Source organism: Vibrio sp. Vb1166 (assembly GCF_033338695.1).
Taxonomy (GTDB): Bacteria; Pseudomonadota; Gammaproteobacteria; order Enterobacterales; family Vibrionaceae; genus Vibrio; species Vibrio alginolyticus.
The window spans coordinates 1-21,384 of sequence record NZ_JAWOTE010000042.1 but is presented as its reverse complement, the minus strand read 5'-3'; the positions used below and the strand labels follow the sequence as shown (position 1 = coordinate 21,384).

Here is a 21,384-nt window from a genome sequence, read left to right as displayed (position 1 = left end):
CGCGGCTGCAACCCTGCTTGCTCAAAATCTATTCAAACATGGTTGTGCTTTGGGGAAATTATGAGGGGATCCCTCAGGACATTGCCATGCTTGGAAGCTGGTTAGTTTGAGACAGAACAGTTGTACCTGCTTGCATCAACATTTGGTTCTTAGTCATGTTTGAAGACTCTACTGCAAAGTCTGTATCCATGATACGACCTTTAGATGCTGTAACGTTTTCTACCATGTTACCAAGGTTAGCCATAGTGTGCTCAAGACGGTTGATGTTCGCACCGAAGTCTGCACGAGAGCTACCAATTTTTTCTACTAGACCGTCAGCGCCGCTGATTTTGTCTAGTGCTGCTTTTGCTTTAGTCGCGTCATCGATACCATCTGTAATTGCTGCATCAGCAAGGATAGTAGTGATTTCACCGATACCTGCGCTTGCGCTTACAGTCAATGTTTCAGCAGAAGATGCACCGATTTGGAATGTTACGTCACCTGCACCGAAGCCGCCGCCTTTAAGAAGGTTTTGACCACCGAACTTAGTGTTGTCTACGATGTTGTTTAGTTCTGCAGTAAGCTGTGTGAACTCTTTGTTAAGAGACGCACGGTCTGTTGCACTGTTTGAACCGTTCAACGATTGTGTAGCAAGGTCGTTCATACGGTAAACGATGTTTGTCATTTCATCCATCGCACCTTCAGCAGTTTGCATCATAGAGATGCCGTCTTGTGCGTTACGCATTGCTACTGACATGCCGCGTGTTTGCGCTTCTAGACGGTTAGCAATTTGAAGACCAGCAGCGTCATCAGCAGCTGAGTTCACACGGTAGCCTGTGCTTAGACGTTCCATTGCTGTATTTAGAAGTCCGCTTGTTGTGTTCATTGTGTTTTGAGTTACAAGCGAAGCGTAGTTAGTGTGCATTGATAAAGCCATCTTAGTCTCCTTAGTTAGTCACTATATCTTTCAGGCCTCGGGATATTCCCTTGTCACTAACTAGAGGCGGTCGGTCGGCTTTAATGATTAATTTGAAAATTAAAAAATTTCTAAAAAAGATAAAAATTGATGATTTTTAGTGATTTGTATTCCATGAAAACCGGGAAAATCATCATATAAGCCTAAATTTTTTAGTTAAGTTAAAGAAACTATTGCCCAATGATCTTGTGGTTATCCGTTATAAATAAAAAAACAGCACGAATAAATCGTGCTGTTTTAAATATAAATGGTTGAGTTTCAACTATTCCTCATCAAAAGACTGAAAGGAGAGAGAGGTTGGGATATCGCTGAAATAACCAAAATAATAACTGGCACCCAATAAACGATACCGGTTAAGTTCCGTTTGACTCGCTACACGTCCGGCAACCCAAGTATATTTATGCTTTCTTAAGAACTTAGCAATAGGTAGGAAAGCGTGTCTTTCTTCTTTATCTTCTAGTGTGACTGACAATTTGATCATATCGGGACTAAAGTCTGCGACGCGCTCGAAGTTCACTTGCGATGTCGCGACTTCAAACCAAAGTGAATATGCATTCTCTTTTAACTTTTTGGTGAGTGTGGCGACTTTATCACGATCACATAACGTTTCATCAGCTTGAAGAGAAGGAATCACATGTTGAAAAGCAGAAGAGTGGAATTGAATCGTCTGTTCGAGAAAATAAACCCCAGGCTCCCACAGTAATGCATCCACGCGAATCGGCACGACAACATTACTAATCAAGTCGTGATGAAAGGCTTCTAACTGAAATTGTGTTTGTCTTAGTGCAAGGTAAAGACTGAACAAATCCAGGCAGTACTGCATTTGTTCAGAGAGTTTGAATTGATAGACACTTTGTTCTCCACGCATACCAAATCTCAACGTCAGGTGTTGGAATTCTACTTCCCCTGATTGAGCTTCCCTAATTGCTTGGCATGCGTGTTGGACATCATTGTGTTTTAAAGCATCAAAGACTAATTGATCGTCATCCGTGACGATGTGTTGTACTGCGAGACCAACCAAATGTTCGTACATCGCATGTGTTGAAATAAGATTAACCAAGGTTTCCTACCACATTGATTTGTTTGTTTTCTGGGATTTCGTTGTAAGACAATACTGCTAGCCCTTGTGTAAATGTGCGAGCGTAACGCGCTAGAAGAGGGCGCAGCTGTGGCATAACGAGAAGGATCGGAGGTAGCCCCTGTTGTTTAAGCTGTTGTCTGATCAATGGCAAGTTTTGTTGGAACTGACCAAGAATGTTTGGCTCAATTGGGAAGCTATCTAGTGTTACCGTACCAGAGGATTGTGCTTGTTGCAGTGAAGTTAGTAGCATTTGTTCTAACTCATCAGACAGTGCGTAGACATTTAATTCGTTCTTTTGTCCTGCAATTAAGTTAACAAGCGTACGCTTTAGTGCACAGCGTACATCAGATGCAAGTAGGATCGGGTCCTTTGTATTTTCCGCGGATTCCAACATTGTGTTGGCAATCGTGCGAATATCTTTTAGTGGCACTTGGTCCAATAAAAGCTGACGATATACTTTCAGCTGCTGCGCTGGATTAAGTGCTGCTGCTAATGCTTCTGCTAGTTTCGGGGCTTGTTGTGTCAAACGCTGGGTTATTGCTTCCACATCGTCGTGCGTAAACAACTCTGCAAGGTTTGTCTTCATGATTTTACTAATATGAGTGGCAATAACAGTGCCATCATCGACAACTTGGTAACCCATATTAAGTGCTTTTGCTTTATCTTGATGCTCAATCCACACAGCTGGCAACTGATAAGCAGGATCGCTACCCAAAATGCCATCTACCTCACCGTAAGTTTCGCCAACCGCTATCGCCATTAAACGCTCTGGTTCAATAAAGCCTTGCTCAATGACTTCGCCATTTAGAGAAATTGTGTATTGGTTTGGCTTGAGGCTCAGGTTGTCACGAATACGAACTTCAGGTAATAAAAAGCCAACTTGTTCAGAAAGGTTTCGACGCACACCGCGGATACGTTGTGATAAAGGAGCCCCTTGTTCTTTGTTGACTAGATGGACGAGTCGGTAACCAAGCGCAAGTGATAATGTTTGGACGTGAGGAATATCATCCCATGTCAGCGGTGTATCATCGTCTTGCATCGCTTGTGAAAGTGCTTCGACCTCTTCAATCTGGGAGTCTTGCACTGGCTTCTTGGTTTGACGCCACCCTGCGAACGCTAATGCGCCAGCAAACGCAAAAAAGGCTAGGTGTGGCATACCCGGTACCATACCGATTACCGCCATAATACCTGCGACAGTAAATAGCGTTGCAGGAGTTGCCAGTAATTGCTTTTGCATGGTTTCCGACATGCCATTATCGCTATCATTAATTCGCGTAACGATAATCGCGGCAGCCGTTGCCAATAGTAGTGAAGGAATTTGAGCAACTAGACCATCACCGATTGTGAGTAGGGCATAAGTTTTAAAGGCGTCAGACGCAGCGAGTCCATGCTCGAAGACACCAATACTGATACCACCAATGATATTGATAAACAGAATCAACAAACCTGCGATGGCATCGCCACGCACAAACTTTGATGCACCATCCATCGAACCATGAAAATCGGCTTCGTTGGCGACTTCTTTACGGCGTAAGCGAGCCGTTTCCTGATCGATAAGGCCAGCGTTTAAGTCGGCATCAATTGCCATTTGTTTGCCTGGTAAAGCATCCAACGTAAAGCGGGCTGAAACCTCAGAAATACGTTCACCACCTTTGGTGATTACGACGAAGTTGATGATCATCAAGATGACGAACACCACCATACCAACGACGTAGTTACCGCCAATGACGACTTCACCGAATGCTTGAATGACCTTACCCGCTGCGTCACCACCATTATGTCCTTCTAGGAGTACAATTCGCGTAGAAGCCACGTTCAATGTGAGACGTAATAATGTTGCGACCAGCAAAATAGTTGGAAAAACAGAGAAATCTAATGGTCGCTTTGCGGTTGTGCTGACCAGCAATACTAGGATTGCTAAGACGATATTAAAGGTAAACAGCGCATCCAGTAGCAGAGGAGGCAAAGGAAGAATCACCATTGCTAATATCATTAGCAAGACGATTGGAATGCCAACGTAGCCTTTGGTTGATGTTTGAAGTTGTTTTAACCGGTTAAGCATACTTTCGTGTCCTTGGATAAACGCGGGTTAATCAGTGCTGCAAATGTTTTGGAATCGAAAAATGAGGTAAAGGAATTGGCTCTTTTCCCTCACCTTTACGAAAGGCTTTCAATTGCAAAACGTAAGTAAGGATATGTGCCACTGCGATGTACAGTTGGCTTGGGATTGCTTGTTCAATCGCCGTCGTGTGATAAATCGAACGTGTAAGTGGCGGGGAGTTAATGATTTCCACTTTGTTTTCTCGGGCGATACGTTGAATGTGCATAGCAGTTTCGTCTACGCCTTTTGCGACGACAAAGGGCGCGTCAGAAAGCGAAGGCTCGTATTTCAGTGCGACTGCGTAGTGCGTTGGGTTTGTGATGATCACGTCAGCCGTCGGCACCATTTTATCGATCTTACGGCGCGCAAACTGTTGCTGTATTTGACGAATACGTTGTTTTACTTCCGGACGACCTTCATTATTTTTAAATTCCTCTTTCAATTCTTGTTTCGTCATGCGGAGTTCTTTTAGGTGTTCCCAACGCTGATAAGGAATGTCGATAACCCCAAATAACAACAAGGCGAAGCCCATTAAGAGTAAGCCTTCAAACAGAATTGACATTACTAGAGAAAAACCTTGGCTGAGTGGGAGGTTTTGCATGCCAAGTAATGGCTGTAAGTGGTTGTCTAAATAGCCATATAAGATGCCGAAGATCACGGCTACTTTGAACGTCGACTTTAAGAGCTCAACCACTGAGCGGGCCGAAAAAATGCGCTTTATCCCGCTCAAAGGATTAATTTTGCTCAGCTTTGGCATCACGTTCGCGGGACGGAACATCCAACCGCCTAACACAAGGCTACTACCACAGGTCACGATAATAATGACGGTAAACAATGGTAATAGCATGTCGATGATGACCGCTAAACTTTGTCCCAATTGCTCGACAAGTTGTTTAGGGTTTTCTAGGTCGGCTCGTGTCAGCATCATGTTGTAGCGAAAGATCCCCGACATGCTTTCCCAAATACTATTAAGCTGAGAGTAAAAGTAGAGCGCCACCGCTAGAAATATCACCGCAGTAGTAAACTCTTTCGCGCGAGGAATTTGTCCTTCCTGGCGGGCTTTCTTTACCTTCTGCGGTGAGGCTTTTTCAGTTTTGTCTTGAGAAGATTGATCGCTCATGCTCCCCCCAACATAAAGTTACTCAAGTGTCTAATGGTGTCGTGAACGAGCGCCGTGTAGCGACCAGGAACACCAGAAACTGAGATTAATACGCTGAATAGACCCAGCAGCATCGTCATAGGAAAACCTAACGCATAGACATTAAGTGATGGTGCGGCTCGGTTCATTACACCAAAACTGATGTTGGCTAGAAGCATGGAAACAATAGCGGGCAAAGCCAAAGCGAGTGAAGAGGCAAACATCCAACCGAAAATATTGACAACACCTTGCAGAGAAAGCGATGTGATACCAGATCCGACTGGCCAAACAACAAAGCTTTGAATCACGATATCTATGACGAGTAAGTGTCCTTCTAGCGCAAGAAACAGCAAGGTTGAGAAAATCAGAAATATGCGTCCCAAAATGGCGACAGAAAGCCCGTTAATAGGATCATTCATCATCGCCATACCTAAGCCCATTTGTAGAGAAATCACCTGACCAAGCATGGTGAAAACGTTAAAGAGCATGTGCAAAATTAACCCAAACATTACCCCCCAAATAGCTTGCTCAAAAGCAAGGAACAGGGAAGTCATAGAGAATAACTCGACTTGTGGCATGGGTGGCATTAACGGTCCAGTAATGACAACGATCGAGAGGGCCAGTAAAGTACGAACCCAAACAGGAATAATTGCATCACCGAAGAAAGGCATTGAAATAAATACGGCTCCCACACGAAAAAACGGCCACCAGAGTTGACCGAGTATCGCCGAGAGCTCTGCAAATGTGATGGCCATTAGCCAATCATCCCTGGTATGTTGTGGAACAAGAAATCAAACAGTTCCATGATCTTACGGAGCATCCAGTGACCTGCAAAAATCACCATTAACAAGGTAACGAGCAAACGTGGCAAAAAGCTGAGTGTTTGCTCGTTGATTTGTGTGGCAGCCTGAAATACGGCGATACACAAACCGACAATTAAGCCTGGAACAACCAATACGGCAACCATCAAAATGATCAGCCATACTGCATCGGAAAATAACGTTACGGTTAGTTCTGGGGTCATAACAGCTCCTAGTTAACCGAAGCTGGCAGATAAGGTGCCAACTGTCATTGCCCAACCATCCACGAGTACAAATACCACCAACTTAAAGGGAAGTGAGACAATCAAAGGTGATAGCATCATCATACCCATTGCCATCAGGACACTGGCGACAACCAAGTCGATGACCAAAAACGGGATGAAAAGCATAAAACCAATTTGGAAGGCGGTTTTCAGTTCACTAATGACAAATGCAGGCAAGACAACGGCAAATGAAATATCCTCAACGTTTTGGTCGAGAGGCTCATTGGCAATACGTAACATTTGTTCAAGAGAGCTTTGGTGCGTCTGTGCCAACATGAACTCTCTCACTGGTTTCTCTGCAACAGAAAAAGCCTGTATTAGCGTGATTTCGCCGTTGTCGTATGGCTGAAACGCATTTTCATAAATATCGCTCCAGACAGGGCGCATAATCAGCAACGTCAATGCGAGAGCGATCCCGACCAACACTCTGTTAGGTGGGCTTTGTTGAAGACCAAGAGCTTGGCGCAAAATCGCAAGGACAACGACAATTCGAGTAAAGCTCGTCGCCATCAAAATAAATGCTGGAAGAAAACTGAGCGCCGTCATCAACAACAGAATTTGCAGTTTAACGCTGTATTCTTGTTGTGTGTCGCCATCAGAAACGGACAAGATAGTTAAGCCGTTGTCAGCCGCCATTGTTGGGAAAGCAAACAAAAGTGACACCAATACCAAAAGAGGTAACCAACGGTGCCAAGCGCTCAGATTTTTCATTGTGATGCCTACCTAAGATTATTGACCAACGCCACTCAATGCAGAGTCATGTACATCGATCAGACGAAGTCCATACTTATCATTGACAACGACAACTTCAGCGTGGCCCATAAGAGAACCGTTTACTTTCACGTCTAAAGGCTCGCCATTGAGCTTTTCCAACTCGATAACCGTGCCTTCACCCGCTTTCATTAAGTCCCCAAGTGGGATCTCCTTACTCGCAACTTCCAGCGTGACTGTGACAGGAATGCTTTTGAAAAAGCTAAGGTCACGTTCCGCAGTGGCTGGTTCTTGTTGGAGCGTATCTTCGGCTTCAAAGTCTTCTAATTGAAAATCATCAAAGTTCAGTTCTTCTGCGTCGAATGCATTAGTTTCTAGCGCTTCGCTCATCGCTGCGGTTCCTTATCAGGGTTAAAGATCAAAACAAGTTGGCCGTCTTGCTCGGCAATACGACCTGTAAATAGAGATTGGTTGCCAATGCTTACTGGAACCGTGTTAAGAAGCTCAATAGGTAAAATATCGTTGGGTTGTAAGCCAACCACATCACTTAAAGGCATCTTCTTTTTACTTAGAACAACGTTCAGTCGAACGGGGGTCGTCTCTAAAGAACGACAGAAAGGTTGAAACAAATCGGTATCAGGTTGCAGTTCAAGCTGCTCGATCAGCGTTTGAATAAGATGACCATCTAGCTTGAGATGAATTGAGCCTTGATGATCGTCAAACGCAATGTTTAATTGAACGTTAATGCCAATTCCTCTAGGGGTCTCATACTCACCCGTGTCCCACATTTCACCAGGAGCAAGCCAACCGATGATGATTCGACTGATGCGCTCTTGTAAACGTAAGTCACTGGCCGTCAGAGTAGCGGCTGAACGCTCTGCACTTGCACCATAAAATCTATCAGCCAACTTTATTAGCGTGTGAGGGCTACCATGGATGAATACCATGCCGCCTTCCTGATGTTGATAGGTCGACGTTTGCTCTTTGTCCATCTCAACCGATGTAAAGCGGTGCAAGTCTACTGAGGTTAAGCTAGCTTCCACTTTTCCTGTGCTGAGCCAATTTTGTAATTCAGTCGTAAGGTTTGAGCAAGATTCTGAAATTAAATTATCGAGCTTCTCACGAATGATATGAATAGGTTTGCCTAATAATTCTACATCAAGTAGTTGACTATCAGAAATAGGCTCGCTAACTCTATTTTCCATTTATATTTTACCGTGCGTTAACAATCGAAAGTGTTTTAACTTAATGGCGTGTAGTCTACACAGAAATTTTAATGATCTTTTAGCTCCAAACTCTAAGATTGTGACTTTAGTTCACATGTTGCTTTGTTCATATAGTCATAATCTTTTAATGAAATTTAAAAAGAGTTAGTTTTCTTTATAAATCGCTTAATAAATAAAATAACAATGTTGAGCGTTTTAGTTGTTATAGATTTTTTAAATTGCCTTTATGGCGTAACAACAACTTCAAATAAATAAATTATAAGATACTGTTTTTTATGCTTAAAGCTTCCGTTGGAGGCTAAGCGTGCTCTCTTGAGCGTTTTGTAACCAATTTTAATATTCAGAATAGGTAATTAAAATGATTAGCTATGCCAGTTCTCTCGGCTTGGTGGCATATTTAATTAAACGGTTTAAGTCATGGGAATGTAAGATATACATGAATCATGTCCGTTTGATAATTTGTAACACAATTATTGTTATCAGTTTTATTTTTTCAAAAGTGTCATATTCAGAAGAAGTCTTAACAATCCCTATGGACCTCTCTAAATGGACATATGAGGGAAATAAATTCAAATGCAACTTGTTGCAATCAAATAAAGACTATGGGAAGTTTTATTTCCTAGCGGAACCTAATAATAAATTCTATTTTATTTCCGATATAGAATATGAAAACAATAAATGGAAAACGATTGCTTTAACAACTCAAAATGCTCCTTGGAGTAATGAGCTTTATAGAAAAGAATTTGGTTCCCTTGAATTTACTAAGCCGTCTCAGCGTTTCATCTTTAATAAAGGCGCTGAAGAATTCATGGATTCAATTGCTTCGGGTAGTTGGGTGACGCTGTCACTTAAAGGAAGTAATGCTTCCTCTGTTTCAGAGATTGTGATTCCTACTCTTCAAACTCAAAACGCATTGAAATCATTTAATGCGTGTCGCGCGCGATTGCCTAAATTGTCTTTTTCAGAGGCAAGGGATATGGCGCTCTCATTTGAGTTTGGTCAGAAGACGTTAAGTCGTGGACAGAAAGCAACACTAGAAGCGCTGTATAGCTATGTATCTGTGGATGATCGAGTGACCAAAATCCTCATCGACGGTCACACCGATAACGTTGGTTCAAGTTTAACGAACCTTTCTGTGTCACGTACTCGAGCAGAGCAAGTCACCAACGCTTTGATTGAGCTTGGGGTCGACGAGTCGATGATCGAAACACGAGCTCATGGTTCGCGTTACCCAATTGCCAGCAATAACTCGGTTAATGGCCAAGCAAAAAACCGACGTGTCACCCTGCGTTTAGTGAGGGACAACGAGTATACGGCTACGAAACACCACCCAGATCTACAATCACAAAATCAACAAACGAAAGTTAAGGTTCAATGATGACGAAAACGAAAATTTTGTTGGTTGAGCCAAATGAAGCTCTTGCTCAACCAGTATTGGATGTGTTGCAAAATGCAGGTTACACCGCGAAACACACTCGTACTGGTCGAGGCGCTTTGCTTGAAGAGCGAGCAGAAATCACTTTAGTGAGCTCTACGCTGCCGGATATGTGTGTTCGTGAGTTTGTCGCGTGTCACCAAAAGCAGCGAAATTCGGGTGTTGTTATTGCGATTGTCGACCAAGAACAAGGCATCTTGGCTGCTGAGACGATGAAAGCGGGCGCTACTGATTATCTATTACGCCCATTTGAATCTAATCAGTTGGTTAATCTGCTTAAACGTGTTGAAGCGTTAGGTAAGCCAATGGCCAACATTGTTGCGGAGTCTTGGAGAAGCAAACAAGTTCTGCAATTAGCGCATCGTGCAGCATGTACTAACGCGAGTGTGCTTATTACAGGTGAATCGGGAACGGGTAAAGAAGTGCTGGCGCGATATGTGCATGAGCACTCTCCGCGTATCAATGGTCCATTTGTGGCGGTTAACTGCGCCGCCATTCCAGAGTCAATGTTAGAGGCTGTGCTATTCGGTCATGTAAAAGGCGCGTTCACCGGAGCGACAAATTCTCAAAGCGGTAAGTTTGAAGAAGCAAATGGCGGGACGATTCTGCTTGACGAGATTGGTGAAATGTCACCTGCGGTTCAAGCTAAATTGTTACGCGTCCTTCAAGAGCGTGAAGTAGAACGTGTTGGTAGCCATAAAGCCGTTCAGCTCGATATTCGTGTTATTGCGGCAACCAACAAAGACTTACGTGAGGAAGTTCAAAAAGGCACGTTCCGTGAAGATCTTTATTATCGATTAGATGTGCTGCCTCTGCACTGGCCGCCTTTGCGTGAAAGAAAAGAGGACATTCTACCGATTAGCCAATTCTTTATTGAAAAGTATCAAGATAGCAGCCGCTGTCACTTATCCCAAGATGCGATTAGTGCGCTGAGTCAGTATCACTGGCCGGGCAATATTCGTGAGTTGGAAAATGTCATTCAACGCGCTTTGGTCATGCGTCATGGTGATTACATTACAGCCCATGACCTGATGCTGCCTATTGAGCTTGTCGCGTCAGTTCCTACAGCAGAGCCAACTTCAAGTTTTGGTCATGTAGAAGCGAAGAAGCAAGCTGAATATCAGTTTATTTTGGAAAAGTTACGTCAGTTTGGTGGAAACCGAACGAAAACCGCAAACGCGCTTGGAGTCTCTACTCGAGCGCTACGCTACAAGCTCGCAGCAATGCGAGAACATGGTATTGATTTACAGTCGGCACTAGGCTCGGCTGCCTAATAGGAGAAAAAATAGATGGCAAGTCAACCTACTCATGCGGTCTCGGCAGAGCAACTTATGTTGTCAAAAATGCAGGCGATGCAGGCACAAGTGCAGCCGCCAGAGTTTATCGTGAGTGCAAATCCTTTAGATCAACAATCACTAAACGCACCTTTATCGTTCTCACAAGCGATGACAAATGTGTTGGATACAGTGAATCAACATCAATCAGTGGCTAGTCAAAAAATGACGGCCGTAGAAACAGGAAAAAGTGATGACCTAGTTGGTGCAATGGTCGCGAGCCAAAAAGCCAGCTTGTCCTTTAATGCTTTGATGCAAGTGCGCAACAAAGTCGTGACCTCATTTGAAGATATTATGAAGATGCCGGTGTAATTCATGTCAGAACTAACCCCCCAAGTCGCCGGAAACACAGCTATGGCTACCGGCACAGCACAGACATTTTCTACTGCCAACGGCATGGACGATGTGACAACGAAGCTGAAGCAAATCTGGTCTAGCAGTCAGAGAAACTTAGTGCTATCTGCGGTGTTAGCTGCGATTGTTGCAGCGATTATTGTGGTTGCACTATGGAGTTCCTCGCAGAGCTTTCGTCCGCTATATAGCCAACAAGAGCGTTTTGATATCGGCGAAATTGTGTCGGTATTAGAAAGCGAAGGCGTAAGCTACCGCATGCAAGAGCAAAATGGACAAGTTCTTGTACCAGAAGGTGAGGTTGCGAAGGTACGCATGTTGCTTGCATCAAAAGGTGTTAAAGCTAAGCTGCCGACAGGTTTGGATTCGCTCAAGGAAGATAGCTCTCTTGGTACGAGCCAATTTATGGAAACAGCGCGTTATCGTCATGGTTTAGAAGGTGAGTTAGTACGTACTATCATGTCTTTGAACTCAGTAGCGAACGCGCGTGTTCATTTAGCAATACCTCGTCAAACTCTATTCGTCCGCCAAAACAGTGAGAATCCTTCAGCATCTGTCATGCTTGAGCTCAAACCTGGTGAAGACTTAAAGCCTGAACAAGTTGAAGCGATCATTAACCTAGTGGTCGGTAGTGTCACGGCAATGAAGCCAGAATTTGTTTCTGTCATTGACCAGTATGGCCGTCTTCTTAGTGCGGATGTCGCTTCTGCGGAAGCCGGCAAAGTAAACGCGAAATATCTTGAATACCAGAAGAGTGTTGAAAAACAGATCATCCAACGCGCAGCAGATATGCTTACGCCGATTGTGGGGCCGAGTAACTTCCGCGTACAAGTCGCTGCCGATCTGGACTTTAGCCAAGTTGAAGAAACACAAGAAATTTTGGATAACGCGCCGGTTGTGCGTAATGAGCACACCATTCATAACAACTCGGTTGATCAAATTGCATTGGGTGTTCCTGGTTCTCTAAGTAACCAACCGCCAGTGACAGGATCTGGTGAAGTGGAAACGAACGATAGCCAAAACACGAATGCGCGATCTGAAGTGAATCGTCAATATGCTGTAGGTAGTAGTGTTCGTCGTACTCAATACCAACAAGGCCAAATAGAAAAGCTTAGTGTCTCGGTTCTGTTGAACTCCAAAGCTTCGCCAGATGGTGTGGCGTGGAGTGAAGCCGATAAAGAGCAAATCTCAAACATGATCATGGATGCTGTTGGTATCTCTGCCACACGAGGTGACAGCTTAAGTTTAATGAGTTTCAACTTCACCCCAATCGAAATTGATGCTCCTCCTGCACTGCCGTGGTGGCAAGACCCTACAGTACAGCAGCCAATACGCTACGTTATTGGTGGCTTGTTAGGCTTGGCGATGATCTTCTTCGTACTGCGTCCATTAATCATGCACCTAACTGGCGTTGATAAACCTGTGCCTGAGCTAAATTTTGCTGAGCCTCAGGAAGAACCTGACTACGAAAACTTGCAAACGCGTGAAGAGCGCGAGCATGAAGAAGTACTTGACCGCCGCCTATCTGAAAAAGGCATCTCAGCCTCTTCAGGTTTAGATGTAAACAGCGACATGCTACCACCAGCAGGTTCGCCATTAGAAATTCAATTGAAACACCTACAGCTTATTGCTAATGAAGAGCCAGAGCGCGTAGCCGAAATACTGAAACAATGGGTAAACATCAATGAACACAGTTCTATCAAAGCAGACGCTTAGTTATGTTGAACAAACCGCGCTCGTGCTATTAGGCATGGGCGAGGATGCCGCAGCGAAGGTTTTGCAACACTTTAGCCGTGATGAAACCCAGCGTGTGACTCGTGCAATGGCGAAGTTAAATGGCATTAAGAGCGATTCTGCTCGTGGTGTTATTCAAACTTTCTTTGAAGATTTCCGTGAGCACAGCGGTATTCGAGGAGCCTCTAAGGAATACCTATCTAATACATTGCGTAAAGCATTGGGTAACGATTTGGCAAAAGGGTTATTAAATACCTTATATGGCGATGAAATTCGCAACAATATGCAGCGCTTACAGTGGGTGGAAGCAGAAACTCTCGCTCGTTTCATTGTGAACGAGCACCCACAAATGCAAGCAATTTTTCTAGCGTATTTGCCAGCAGACAGCTCTTCAGCGGTATTGAAGCACTTGCCACAAGATTACCATGACGAAATCTTGTTCCGTATTGCTCAATTGCAAGATATCGATCATCAAGTTGCCGTTGATTTGCATGAACTCGTTGAGCGTTGCATCGAAAAAGTATCCGCAAGTCAAAGCACGCCGTTATCAGGTGTTAAGCAAGCAGCAGATATCATTAACCGCTTTGAAGGTGACCGTGGTTCATTGATGGAAATGCTGAAGTTGCATGATGAAGATGTTGTTAATGCAATTGAAGAAAACATGTTCGACTTTATGGTTCTTGGCCGACAACGCGAAGAAACTATGGACATGTTGGTGCAGCAAATCCCGCTAGAGTTGTGGGCAGTTGCGCTAAAAGGTTCCGATATTACCTTACAACAAGCTATTAAGCGTTCAATGCCGCAACGTATGGTGAAAGCGCTAGAAGATGACATGGACGCACGCGGTGCTGTTGCGTTAAGTCGAGTTCAAAAAGCACGTCAAGACATCATGCAAATGGTACGTGAGCTGGATGAATCTGGTGAAGTTCAGCTGCTTCTCTATGAAGAGCCAACGGTGGAGTAAGGTCATGCTAGAGACAAAATCAAGTACTATGCGATTGCCTCCGAACGGGTATCGTTTACACCGTTTTCCGCCTTTAGCGCAACCTAAGACTATCGAAGACGAATTCGGGCTAGATAACCAAGGCTGGCAAGAACCTCAAATTGATATCCAACAGCAACTTGAAGAAGGTTTTCAACAAGGTTTGCAACAAGGACATGAGGAAGGCTTACGCCAAGGTATCGAACAGGGCAAGCAACAAGGTCTGTTGGAAGGTCAAAAAGAAGGTTTCCAAAAAGGCTTTGTTTCCGGTGAGCAGTCTGGAAAGCAAGGCTTTTTGGAGGCGGCGAAGCCTGTCAATGAACTTTTTCACGCCCTTTCTCGTTGGCAAGATGAAAAAGAACAGCAACAACGCCATATGATTTGTGAACTGGTACAAAAGGTAGCTCAGCAAGTGATTCGTGCCGAGCTCACTTTAATGCCTCAGCAGATCCTAGCTTTGGTGGACGAGACATTGTCTGCCATGCCTGGTAAAGCGGAAACAGTAACTGTGCATTTAAATCCGCAAGATTTAGAGCGCATTACTCACATCAATGCTGATTTGCCGCAATCTTGGAAACTGGTCCCTAATACGGAGCTTCCTATTGGTGGTTGCCAGCTAGTGACTGATGACGCAGAAGCGGATGCGAGCTGCGACTCTCGCTTGGAAGCCTGTATGGACAATGTAAAGCAACACCTTTTGGATGAAGTCAGTATTCCACAGGTAGAGTCTGAGCATGAGTAATACCCTAAGCCATGAACTATTAAGTGAGCGTTTGAGCGAAGCCTTGGCTTCGCTCGATTCAATCCCTGTTGCTCGCGTAACAGGGCGATTGATAAAAGTAAACGGCCTAATGTTACAAGCCGTAGGGTGTCGGTTTAAGCTTGAGCAGCGTTGTCTCGTAGAAACCGCGGAAGGCGATATGATCGAAGCGCAAGTTGTGGGCTTTGAACACACCATTGCTTACCTTATGCCTATCCGCCGTTTAGGCGGTTTGTTTGCAGGTGCAAAAGTCATCCCTCTTGATGGTGACAGTACCGTACAGCTAAGCTCTCAGTGGTTAGGACGCGTACTGAATGGTTTAGGTGAGCCGTTAGATGATGGGGCACCGCTTAAGGGGGGAGATCGAGTTTCACTTGAACCAAAACCGATTAACCCACTGAAGCGACGCCCAGTTGATACACCACTCAACGTAGGCGTGCGAGCGATTAATGGACTATTGACGGTAGGCAAAGGCCAACGTATTGGTTTGATGGCTGGCAGTGGCGTCGGTAAAAGTGTGTTAATGGGGATGATCACCAAAAACACGGAGGCCGATGTAATTGTGGTCGGGCTTATCGGTGAGCGAGGCAGAGAAGTACGTGAGTTCATTGAGAGAAACTTAACCCCAGAAGCGCGCAAGAAAGCGATTATTATCGCGGCTCCTGCTGATGAATCCCCGCTAATGAGGTTAAGAGCGACACTACTTTGTCATCGCGTTTCAGAGTATTTCCGAGACCAAGGCAAAGACGTTCTACTTCTGATGGACTCTCTAACCCGATACGCCATGGCACAGCGCGAAATCGCTCTTTCGCTCGGTGAGCCACCAGCTTCTCGTGGTTATCCGCCCTCAGTCTTCAGCGTGTTACCTCAACTCCTAGAGCGAGCGGGTAACAGTGAAAATCAACATGGTAGCTTAACGGCAATTTACACCGTATTGGCAGAAGGAGACGACCAACAAGATCCTGTCGTGGATTCCGCGCGCGCCATCTTAGATGGGCATGTCGTTTTATCGCGTCAACTGGCTGAGCAAGGGCATTATCCCGCGATAGATATCAACGCGTCTATTAGCCGTTGTATGAATACTTGTACGCAGGCCGCACACAGCACGATTGCGAATAACTTCCGTCAAATGTACTCCAACTACCTTCAGGTTAAAGAGTTACTGCCATTAGGGGGTTATCAACCAGGACAAGATCCTGAGTTAGATCAATCTGTTGCTATGTATCCAAATTTGCGTGCATATCTACAACAAGCTGCCAGCGAGTCTGTAGATTACCCAACCAGTTTGACCGAGCTCGCGCAGCTTTTTCAAAGTGCTTAATCAAATGGGAGTGACAAGGCTGAAATGAAATCCAAGTTAAAAGCCGTAGGCAAGTTACAGCAAATGGAAGAAAAACAGCGTGACCGTGTGGGTCAACAACTTGATGCCATGCGTCAGCGTCACTCCCATCTTTCAATGCAATTGGAACAGTTGTCGGCGTTGAAAGGCCACGCTGGACAATCAACCCGAACCGGCCCGACGCTGACGAGCGCGGCTTTGATGAACTTTAATCGTGTTGACCAAATGCTACAAAGAATGCTTCGTCACCACGAGCAAGAGCAAGCCGTTATGCAAGCGGAATGTGCATCTGTACAGAAAACGCTAGAACACAAGCACGCACGCGTTCAAGGGTTAGAAAAAGTGCTTGATCGTTGGCGTACTAAGCAGAACTATGAAAAAGCGAAAAAAGAGCAAAAGATGATTGAAGACATCATTAACTCTCGCGTTAAGCGCAAGATATTATGATGTCTTGTTGACGCTACTAGGAGCGCGAATAATTTCTGCGGTGTCTTAGCCAACCAAACCAGCCTCCAAGCATGATCAACCCTGATCCGAGAGCACCGCCGCCACTGCTGCCGTTGTTACCAAAGCCAGATGTGTTGGTATCGACAGGCTCAAAGCCAGAGTCCCCTTCGCTATGATAATCTTCCGAACTTGCTAAGAGGGCGTTATAACTGGTTTTTACACCTGAGCTGGTTTGGGTCTCAATCCATGTTGCATAGTTCAAAATCTCGGTAAACACACTTGGAATCGCAGCGGATTCGCAAACTGAAGAACCGTAGCTCACAATGCCAATTTGCTGATACATGCCATTATTGTCTTGATAGGTGAGAGGACCGCCTGAGTCACCACGACAGATGCCAGTGTAGCTTCGTTCAGGAAATCCATTCGCACATAAACTTTCCTGAGCGTTAAACCCTGTTACCAACGAAGCGCATTGGGTGTCGGTAAGGGGTTTTACTTCTGCCCAGCGTAAATAGTTAGGGGAGCTTTCATCATTGGTTGAGGTCTGACCTAAACCGAATATCTGATAAACTGACTTGCTGCTGTAGTCTCCAAAGTCTTGCGGTAAAGTGATGGATTGGACGTTATCGGTGATAGGTCTAGTCAATTCAAGGACAGCGATGTCATTAATCCATAAATCGCTAGGCACATAATCAGGATGAATCGTGATAGAGCGAACATCTTTGAATTCTTCAACAAACACGTCATTCATCGTAGGGTTTTTGACTAGCACTCGTAGATCGTTGATTGTCCAGCCATCAGTAAAAACGCTTGGTTCTACGCAGTGGGCCGCAGTTAAAATGAAGCGGTCGTTTACAATGGTTCCCCCACAAATATTGGCAAACTGATTAGCGCCAGTTTTATGTAGAATAAGACGTGCAAAAAAAGGAAGTTGGTTTTGGGTAGCCTGCTGACCCCCAATAATTGCCGTGGAGATCCCTTGTTCTGAAAGGCGGTTATCATTTTCTACTTCAGCGGTCGTACTCAAAGATACTGCAAAACAGAGTGCGCTTAGCCATATTTGATACTGCTTCATAAACCATCCTTGGATGAAAAGTGCTCTTCTAACTTTATACTAGTTTTTCAGTGAATGTGCTTAACAAAAGTTTCTAATAGTTGAATGATTGTTGTAGCCAAGATCGCAACAGATGAAACGATTCAAGCTTTAGCTTGTGTGGCGGGCATACAAAGTAAAGCTGTTGATGAGGATTAATGACGGGTTCACCCAGCTCGATTAGCTGACCATATTTGATGTCATCCTTCACAAACAAGCGATGAGTGACCAATAACCCCAAACGACGAGTTGTGGCCTGGACGGCTTGTATCGACATGTTAAAAGTGATTGGTTTTTTATTTTTAGGTCGCTGGATACCCGTCGCGTCCTGCCACACGTTCCAGTCATTTTTTCTTCGCTCGTTAGTAACTTCAATGATGGGATATTGCTTTAAGAGTTGAGTGATGTTTGAGTCCTTTGTCTTCGCTATCAATTCAGGACTGCACACCAAAACCAGTTCATCTTCACTGAGCTTTTCGCAGTAGTAATCCTGCCATTCTTCGGGATTTCCATGCACCAAGGCCGCGTCGATACCTTCTTGTTCTAAATTGAATCTGCCAGACAGGTTTGATAAACGAACGTCTAATTGAGGAGCAAACCCTTGTAAATCTGACATTCGAGGAATCCACCAGTGAAGAGCCAATGAATTCACCATATTGAGCGTAACACGTTGCAAATTCTGATCTTGGATGAGTGCTTCCGTTGCATCGACAATTTGCTCTAAAGCGGGTGCCACCTTTCGGTAATACTTTTTACCGTCCGCATTGAGTTGAACTTGTCTGCCTATGCGATCAAACAAAGGCTTGTTGACTTGACTCTCCAGCGATTTAATCGCCTGACTTACGGCTGAGTGGCTCACACTTAATATATGTGCTGCTTCTGTCATGCTGCCAGACTCAGCTACTGCAACAAATGCGTAGATGGACTTTAAGGGGACTAGTTTCCGCATAATTTAAAAACCGTAGCTGGTGATAGATAAGTTAAACTGTAAGTTTTTCTTACATCAATGGTTAATATTACTCGCTATTTACTATAAGTGATGTCTTTTAAAATACTCCATATATTAAGGAGTATTGAATGAATGCTGTAAATAAATCTATCCTTTTCATGTTAATGTCTACGTTAAGCTTATCTGTTACTGGACTGTTAGCAAAGCAGTTGTCAGGCGAACTTTCCGTCACACTATTTAGCTTCTTACGTTTTTTGGTGCCTGCGCTTATCTTGCTTATCTTACTTCGTGTGAAAAACCTTACCTTTCCTAAAGCGGGCACGCTAAAGCCTATTTTATTGCGTGCTCTTTGTATCGGTTTGTCACAACTTTGCTTTATCGCGTCATTACAAACGTTAACGCTCGTTGAAGGGGTTGTGTTGTTTGCTACTGGCCCATTATTTATTCCCTTGGTTGAAAGGCTGTTCATGAGAGGGCGCATTCGTGTTTCAACATTGGCGGCTTTAGCAATGGCGTTCACTGGTGTGGTTATGTTGGCGGGCGGTGGAAGTGAGATTACATGGCGAGCGGATTTATTGCTCGGCTTGGCTGGTGGACTCTTCAATTCTGGTTCTCAGCTTACGTTATATAAAGTGAGTAAAACAAATATGTCGCCGCTAGAAATCAACTTTTGGGCGTTTGGTTTTGCTGCCGTATTTCTGTTGCCGCTAACTTTGTTTAACGACTTCGACGTGTTACTTAATATGAGTGTTATGGCGCCTGAGATTTCTTCAAATATGCTGTGGATCGGTATGATGTCTCTGATGATCATTAACACCCAAGTTTTTCGCTCCAAAGCATATAAACTGGCAAGCAGTGGCTCTCAACTTGCACCACTCATTTTTACTAACTTATTGTTCACTGCGGTTTGGCAGAGCCTGTTTTTTGAAGACCGAATGAGTCAAAGTCAAATTGTTGGGATGAGTTTAATAGTGCTCGCAATCATACTGAACACATGTTGGGTTCGCTTTACGGCGCATCGCAGTGGCGGTTTACAAGCGAGAACTTCTTAGTCTGTCGGAAAATGAAGGGGGCAGGTAGATAAATTGGTCGTGTGGTTTGATTTTTCCTGAGTATGGGCTAGCGTCAAGAAAGGTTCAAGGAGAGAAATCATGCTTACGCTAAATTATTACGTCGAAATTTCGGCGACACCGCAACGAGTGTGGGAAGTGCTAACCGATGTTGAGTTGTATAAACGTTGGGCGCAAGCCTTTTCACCGCAGTCTCAATTTGAAGGAGCTTGGGAAGAAGGAGGTGGCATCACTTTTTTTGATCCAGATATGGGCGGGACAAGGGCGATCATAGATACGGTGCTACCGCTTCAAAAACTTGAATTTCATCATGTTGCCATTTTTAATCCGGATAATCGTCAACAACTCGATGCTGACCTAGCATCTAGGTGGATCGGATCGCGAGAGATCTACCAGATCGATACCAACAACAATCGTTTACTACTCAATGTTACCATTCATACTCACAACGACTTTGTTTCCATGTTTAATCACGGATGGGAAAAAGCTTTACCCTTGATAAAAGCCATTAGTGAAGAGCAAGCTTAGGGTTCTTGCTTATCTTGGGCTGACGATGCGTTGCCTGAAGGTATACAATAGCACGCAAGATAGCGCACCTAAGAGAGTGGATGATGGAATTTAAAGTTGATACCCATACACATACGTACGCCAGTGGTCACGCGTACAGTACCTTGCTTGAAAATGCAAAGTTGGCAAAAGAGAACGGGCTGGATATGTTCTGCACGACCGATCACGCAGAATCAATGCCGGGTGCGCCTCATTACTGGTTCTTCTCGAACCAGAAAATTCTGCCTCGTTTTCTTGAGGGGGTTGCGATTATTCGTGGCGTTGAATCTAACATCATGAACACTCAAGGTGACATCGACATTCCCGACAGCGTTGATCGAAATTTGGATTGGGTGATCGCGAGTTTTCATGAACCCGTTTTTCGTCCTGCAAACAAGCAAACTCACACGGAAGCACTTGTTAATGTCATTCAGAGTGGTCGTATTGATGCGCTCGGTCATCTTGGTAATCCAAATTTCGACTTTGATTTTCAGACCGTTTTAGCGTGCGCGAAAGAGCACAATGTCGCGATTGAAATTAATAACACCACGCTGAAAGGCAACAGCCGAGTAGGCAGCGTAGACCGTTGCCACGAGATTGCACAAATCGGGAAAGATCTCGGTGTTTTCTTCACCACGGGCAGTGACGCGCATTTCTGTCACGATGTTGGTAATCTGGATTTGGTTGGAGAGTTAATGGACAAAGTGGGTATTGATAGCAAGAAAGTGATTACTCACACCGCTCAGCAGTTTTTGTCTTTCTTAGCTTTGAGAGGCCGTAAACCAATTGCAGAATATGACAGCATTCTCAACGCATAAACTTGATTACATTTAAGGTATGCACCCGACGCCAGATTGCTTTACACTGCGACCCGGAAATACTCAACTAAGCTAGTTTTTCGCCTCTTATGGCGTAGGTTATTTGGGTGAATAAAGCCGACACAGAATTCGGCACTATAAATGGAGAAGTGAAAAATGTTACGTCCTTTAGTCCTAGGGTGTGCGATTGCGTTTGGCTCAACATACGCAATGGCAGAAGCGGTTGATTT

At 44.5% G+C, this 21,384-nt stretch carries 23 protein-coding genes; 11 read left to right on the top strand and 12 right to left on the bottom strand.

Going from position 1 to position 21,384, the window contains the following annotated elements; translation table 11 throughout:
* Positions 1–73 precede the first annotated feature (73 nt).
* The 9 genes from lafA to R7E51_RS22740 form a co-directional block, all read right to left on the bottom strand.
* Entirely contained in the window at positions 74–916 is an 843-nt protein-coding gene (lafA, locus tag R7E51_RS22780; RefSeq protein ID WP_206958291.1) for a lateral flagellin LafA, read from the bottom strand.
* Positions 917–1,217: 301 nt separating this feature from the next.
* Positions 1,218–1,988: an EAL domain-containing protein gene (locus R7E51_RS22775; protein WP_005375023.1), complete on the bottom strand. Its 771-nt coding sequence runs from the start codon at positions 1,986–1,988 to the stop codon at positions 1,218–1,220.
* A gap of 19 nt (positions 1,989–2,007) precedes the next feature.
* Positions 2,008–4,098 (bottom strand): flagellar biosynthesis protein FlhA, encoded by a 2,091-nt coding sequence (gene flhA / locus R7E51_RS22770; RefSeq protein ID WP_005375024.1) that lies wholly within the window; start codon positions 4,096–4,098, stop codon positions 2,008–2,010.
* 31 nt (positions 4,099–4,129) lie between these two features.
* The gene (gene flhB, locus R7E51_RS22765; RefSeq protein ID WP_206958289.1) at positions 4,130–5,257 is read right to left on the bottom strand and encodes a flagellar biosynthesis protein FlhB; all 1,128 of its coding nucleotides are present in this window, start codon (positions 5,255–5,257) and stop codon (positions 4,130–4,132) included.
* The gene (gene fliR, locus R7E51_RS22760) at positions 5,254–6,030 is read right to left on the bottom strand and encodes a flagellar biosynthetic protein FliR (RefSeq protein WP_005375027.1); all 777 of its coding nucleotides are present in this window, start codon (positions 6,028–6,030) and stop codon (positions 5,254–5,256) included. The genes flhB and fliR overlap by 4 nt, the downstream gene beginning before the upstream one ends.
* Positions 6,030–6,299, bottom strand: coding sequence for a flagellar biosynthesis protein FliQ (gene fliQ, locus R7E51_RS22755; RefSeq protein ID WP_005375036.1), 270 nt, complete (start codon positions 6,297–6,299; stop codon positions 6,030–6,032). Before fliQ ends, fliR begins: the two co-directional genes overlap by 1 nt.
* Before the next feature lie 12 nt (positions 6,300–6,311).
* Positions 6,312–7,070, bottom strand: coding sequence for a flagellar type III secretion system pore protein FliP (fliP, locus tag R7E51_RS22750; protein ID WP_005375037.1), 759 nt, complete (start codon positions 7,068–7,070; stop codon positions 6,312–6,314).
* A gap of 18 nt (positions 7,071–7,088) precedes the next feature.
* Positions 7,089–7,460, bottom strand: a complete 372-nt coding sequence (fliN, locus tag R7E51_RS22745) for a flagellar motor switch protein FliN (protein ID WP_005375038.1) — start codon at positions 7,458–7,460, stop codon at positions 7,089–7,091.
* Positions 7,457–8,275 carry a FliM/FliN family flagellar motor switch protein gene (locus tag R7E51_RS22740; protein WP_206958287.1) on the bottom strand — a complete coding sequence of 273 codons (819 nt, stop codon included), beginning with the start codon at positions 8,273–8,275 and terminating at the stop codon, positions 7,457–7,459. Before R7E51_RS22740 ends, fliN begins: the two co-directional genes overlap by 4 nt.
* A 379-nt stretch (positions 8,276–8,654) precedes the next feature.
* On the opposite strand from R7E51_RS22740, the gene R7E51_RS22735 reads away from it, so the two are divergent.
* The 8 genes from R7E51_RS22735 to fliJ are packed head-to-tail and all read left to right on the top strand — an operon-like array spanning position 8,655 to position 16,678.
* Positions 8,655–9,674: a MotY family protein gene (locus R7E51_RS22735; protein ID WP_064376382.1), complete on the top strand. Its 1,020-nt coding sequence runs from the start codon at positions 8,655–8,657 to the stop codon at positions 9,672–9,674.
* Positions 9,674–11,005, top strand: coding sequence for a sigma-54 interaction domain-containing protein (locus tag R7E51_RS22730; RefSeq protein ID WP_031778880.1), 1,332 nt, complete (start codon positions 9,674–9,676; stop codon positions 11,003–11,005). The genes R7E51_RS22735 and R7E51_RS22730 overlap by 1 nt, the downstream gene beginning before the upstream one ends.
* A 15-nt stretch (positions 11,006–11,020) precedes the next feature.
* Positions 11,021–11,377, top strand: a complete 357-nt coding sequence (gene fliE, locus R7E51_RS22725) for a flagellar hook-basal body complex protein FliE (RefSeq protein WP_005375045.1) — start codon at positions 11,021–11,023, stop codon at positions 11,375–11,377.
* 3 nt (positions 11,378–11,380) lie between these two features.
* On the top strand, positions 11,381–13,132 hold the full coding sequence (gene fliF / locus R7E51_RS22720) for a flagellar basal-body MS-ring/collar protein FliF (RefSeq protein ID WP_005384024.1): 1,752 nt from the start codon (positions 11,381–11,383) through the stop codon (positions 13,130–13,132).
* A complete protein-coding gene (locus tag R7E51_RS22715; RefSeq protein WP_005375048.1) occupies positions 13,101–14,114 on the top strand; it encodes a flagellar motor switch protein FliG in 1,014 nt (337 codons plus the stop codon). Before fliF ends, R7E51_RS22715 begins: the two co-directional genes overlap by 32 nt.
* Before the next feature lie 4 nt (positions 14,115–14,118).
* The gene (gene fliH, locus R7E51_RS22710) at positions 14,119–14,874 is read left to right on the top strand and encodes a flagellar assembly protein FliH (protein WP_017820534.1); all 756 of its coding nucleotides are present in this window, start codon (positions 14,119–14,121) and stop codon (positions 14,872–14,874) included.
* Positions 14,867–16,213: a flagellar protein export ATPase FliI gene (gene fliI, locus R7E51_RS22705; protein WP_206958285.1), complete on the top strand. Its 1,347-nt coding sequence runs from the start codon at positions 14,867–14,869 to the stop codon at positions 16,211–16,213. The genes fliH and fliI overlap by 8 nt, the downstream gene beginning before the upstream one ends.
* A gap of 24 nt (positions 16,214–16,237) precedes the next feature.
* A complete protein-coding gene (gene fliJ, locus R7E51_RS22700; RefSeq protein WP_017820533.1) occupies positions 16,238–16,678 on the top strand; it encodes a flagellar export protein FliJ in 441 nt (146 codons plus the stop codon).
* 16 nt (positions 16,679–16,694) lie between these two features.
* Here the strand turns inward: fliJ and R7E51_RS22695 are convergent, their stop codons facing one another.
* Together R7E51_RS22695 and R7E51_RS22690 are read right to left on the bottom strand one after the other, a co-directional pair.
* Positions 16,695–17,753 (bottom strand): S1 family peptidase, encoded by a 1,059-nt coding sequence (locus R7E51_RS22695; RefSeq protein ID WP_206958283.1) that lies wholly within the window; start codon positions 17,751–17,753, stop codon positions 16,695–16,697.
* A gap of 73 nt (positions 17,754–17,826) precedes the next feature.
* Positions 17,827–18,720, bottom strand: a complete 894-nt coding sequence (locus R7E51_RS22690) for a LysR substrate-binding domain-containing protein (protein ID WP_158173234.1) — start codon at positions 18,718–18,720, stop codon at positions 17,827–17,829.
* Between the two features lie 128 nt (positions 18,721–18,848).
* Here R7E51_RS22690 and R7E51_RS22685 point away from each other — a divergent pair, with 128 nt between their 5' ends.
* From R7E51_RS22685 to R7E51_RS22675, 3 genes are all read left to right on the top strand, one after another.
* Complete coding sequence (locus R7E51_RS22685; protein ID WP_206958280.1) at positions 18,849–19,772, top strand: DMT family transporter; 924 nt, start codon at positions 18,849–18,851, stop codon at positions 19,770–19,772.
* Positions 19,773–19,871: 99 nt separating this feature from the next.
* Complete coding sequence (locus R7E51_RS22680) at positions 19,872–20,318, top strand: SRPBCC family protein (RefSeq protein WP_206958279.1); 447 nt, start codon at positions 19,872–19,874, stop codon at positions 20,316–20,318.
* 83 nt (positions 20,319–20,401) lie between these two features.
* Positions 20,402–21,154: a phosphatase gene (locus tag R7E51_RS22675; protein ID WP_031777170.1), complete on the top strand. Its 753-nt coding sequence runs from the start codon at positions 20,402–20,404 to the stop codon at positions 21,152–21,154.
* Between the two features lie 41 nt (positions 21,155–21,195).
* On the opposite strand, the gene R7E51_RS22670 is transcribed toward R7E51_RS22675, so the two are convergent.
* Positions 21,196–21,384 (bottom strand): hypothetical protein (locus R7E51_RS22670; protein WP_318128319.1); only part of this gene is annotated, 189 nt, incomplete at its 5' end.

Bases quoted from the DNA above. Each gene is read 5' to 3' on its own strand.
- fliF (WP_005384024.1), top strand. From the start codon at position 11,381: ATGTCAGAACTAACCCCCCAAGTCGCCGGAAACACAGCTATGGCTACC.
- fliR (WP_005375027.1), bottom strand. From the start codon at position 6,030: ATGGCCATCACATTTGCAGAGCTCTCGGCGATACTCGGTCAACTCTGG.
- R7E51_RS22680 (WP_206958279.1), top strand. From the start codon at position 19,872: ATGCTTACGCTAAATTATTACGTCGAAATTTCGGCGACACCGCAACGA.
- R7E51_RS22740 (WP_206958287.1), bottom strand. From the start codon at position 8,275: ATGGAAAATAGAGTTAGCGAGCCTATTTCTGATAGTCAACTACTTGAT.
- R7E51_RS22735 (WP_064376382.1), top strand. From the start codon at position 8,655: ATGATTAGCTATGCCAGTTCTCTCGGCTTGGTGGCATATTTAATTAAA.
- R7E51_RS22695 (WP_206958283.1), bottom strand. From the start codon at position 17,753: ATGAAGCAGTATCAAATATGGCTAAGCGCACTCTGTTTTGCAGTATCT.
- R7E51_RS22775 (WP_005375023.1), bottom strand. From the start codon at position 1,988: ATGTACGAACATTTGGTTGGTCTCGCAGTACAACACATCGTCACGGAT.
- lafA (WP_206958291.1), bottom strand. From the start codon at position 916: ATGGCTTTATCAATGCACACTAACTACGCTTCGCTTGTAACTCAAAAC.
- fliJ (WP_017820533.1), top strand. From the start codon at position 16,238: ATGAAATCCAAGTTAAAAGCCGTAGGCAAGTTACAGCAAATGGAAGAA.
- flhA (WP_005375024.1), bottom strand. From the start codon at position 4,098: ATGCTTAACCGGTTAAAACAACTTCAAACATCAACCAAAGGCTACGTT.
- R7E51_RS22690 (WP_158173234.1), bottom strand. From the start codon at position 18,720: ATGCGGAAACTAGTCCCCTTAAAGTCCATCTACGCATTTGTTGCAGTA.
- fliE (WP_005375045.1), top strand. From the start codon at position 11,021: ATGGCAAGTCAACCTACTCATGCGGTCTCGGCAGAGCAACTTATGTTG.
- R7E51_RS22715 (WP_005375048.1), top strand. From the start codon at position 13,101: ATGAACACAGTTCTATCAAAGCAGACGCTTAGTTATGTTGAACAAACC.
- flhB (WP_206958289.1), bottom strand. From the start codon at position 5,257: ATGAGCGATCAATCTTCTCAAGACAAAACTGAAAAAGCCTCACCGCAG.
- fliN (WP_005375038.1), bottom strand. From the start codon at position 7,460: ATGAGCGAAGCGCTAGAAACTAATGCATTCGACGCAGAAGAACTGAAC.
- fliI (WP_206958285.1), top strand. From the start codon at position 14,867: ATGAGTAATACCCTAAGCCATGAACTATTAAGTGAGCGTTTGAGCGAA.
- fliQ (WP_005375036.1), bottom strand. From the start codon at position 6,299: ATGACCCCAGAACTAACCGTAACGTTATTTTCCGATGCAGTATGGCTG.
- R7E51_RS22730 (WP_031778880.1), top strand. From the start codon at position 9,674: ATGACGAAAACGAAAATTTTGTTGGTTGAGCCAAATGAAGCTCTTGCT.
- fliP (WP_005375037.1), bottom strand. From the start codon at position 7,070: ATGAAAAATCTGAGCGCTTGGCACCGTTGGTTACCTCTTTTGGTATTG.
- fliH (WP_017820534.1), top strand. From the start codon at position 14,119: ATGCTAGAGACAAAATCAAGTACTATGCGATTGCCTCCGAACGGGTAT.
- R7E51_RS22675 (WP_031777170.1), top strand. From the start codon at position 20,402: ATGGAATTTAAAGTTGATACCCATACACATACGTACGCCAGTGGTCAC.
- R7E51_RS22685 (WP_206958280.1), top strand. From the start codon at position 18,849: ATGAATGCTGTAAATAAATCTATCCTTTTCATGTTAATGTCTACGTTA.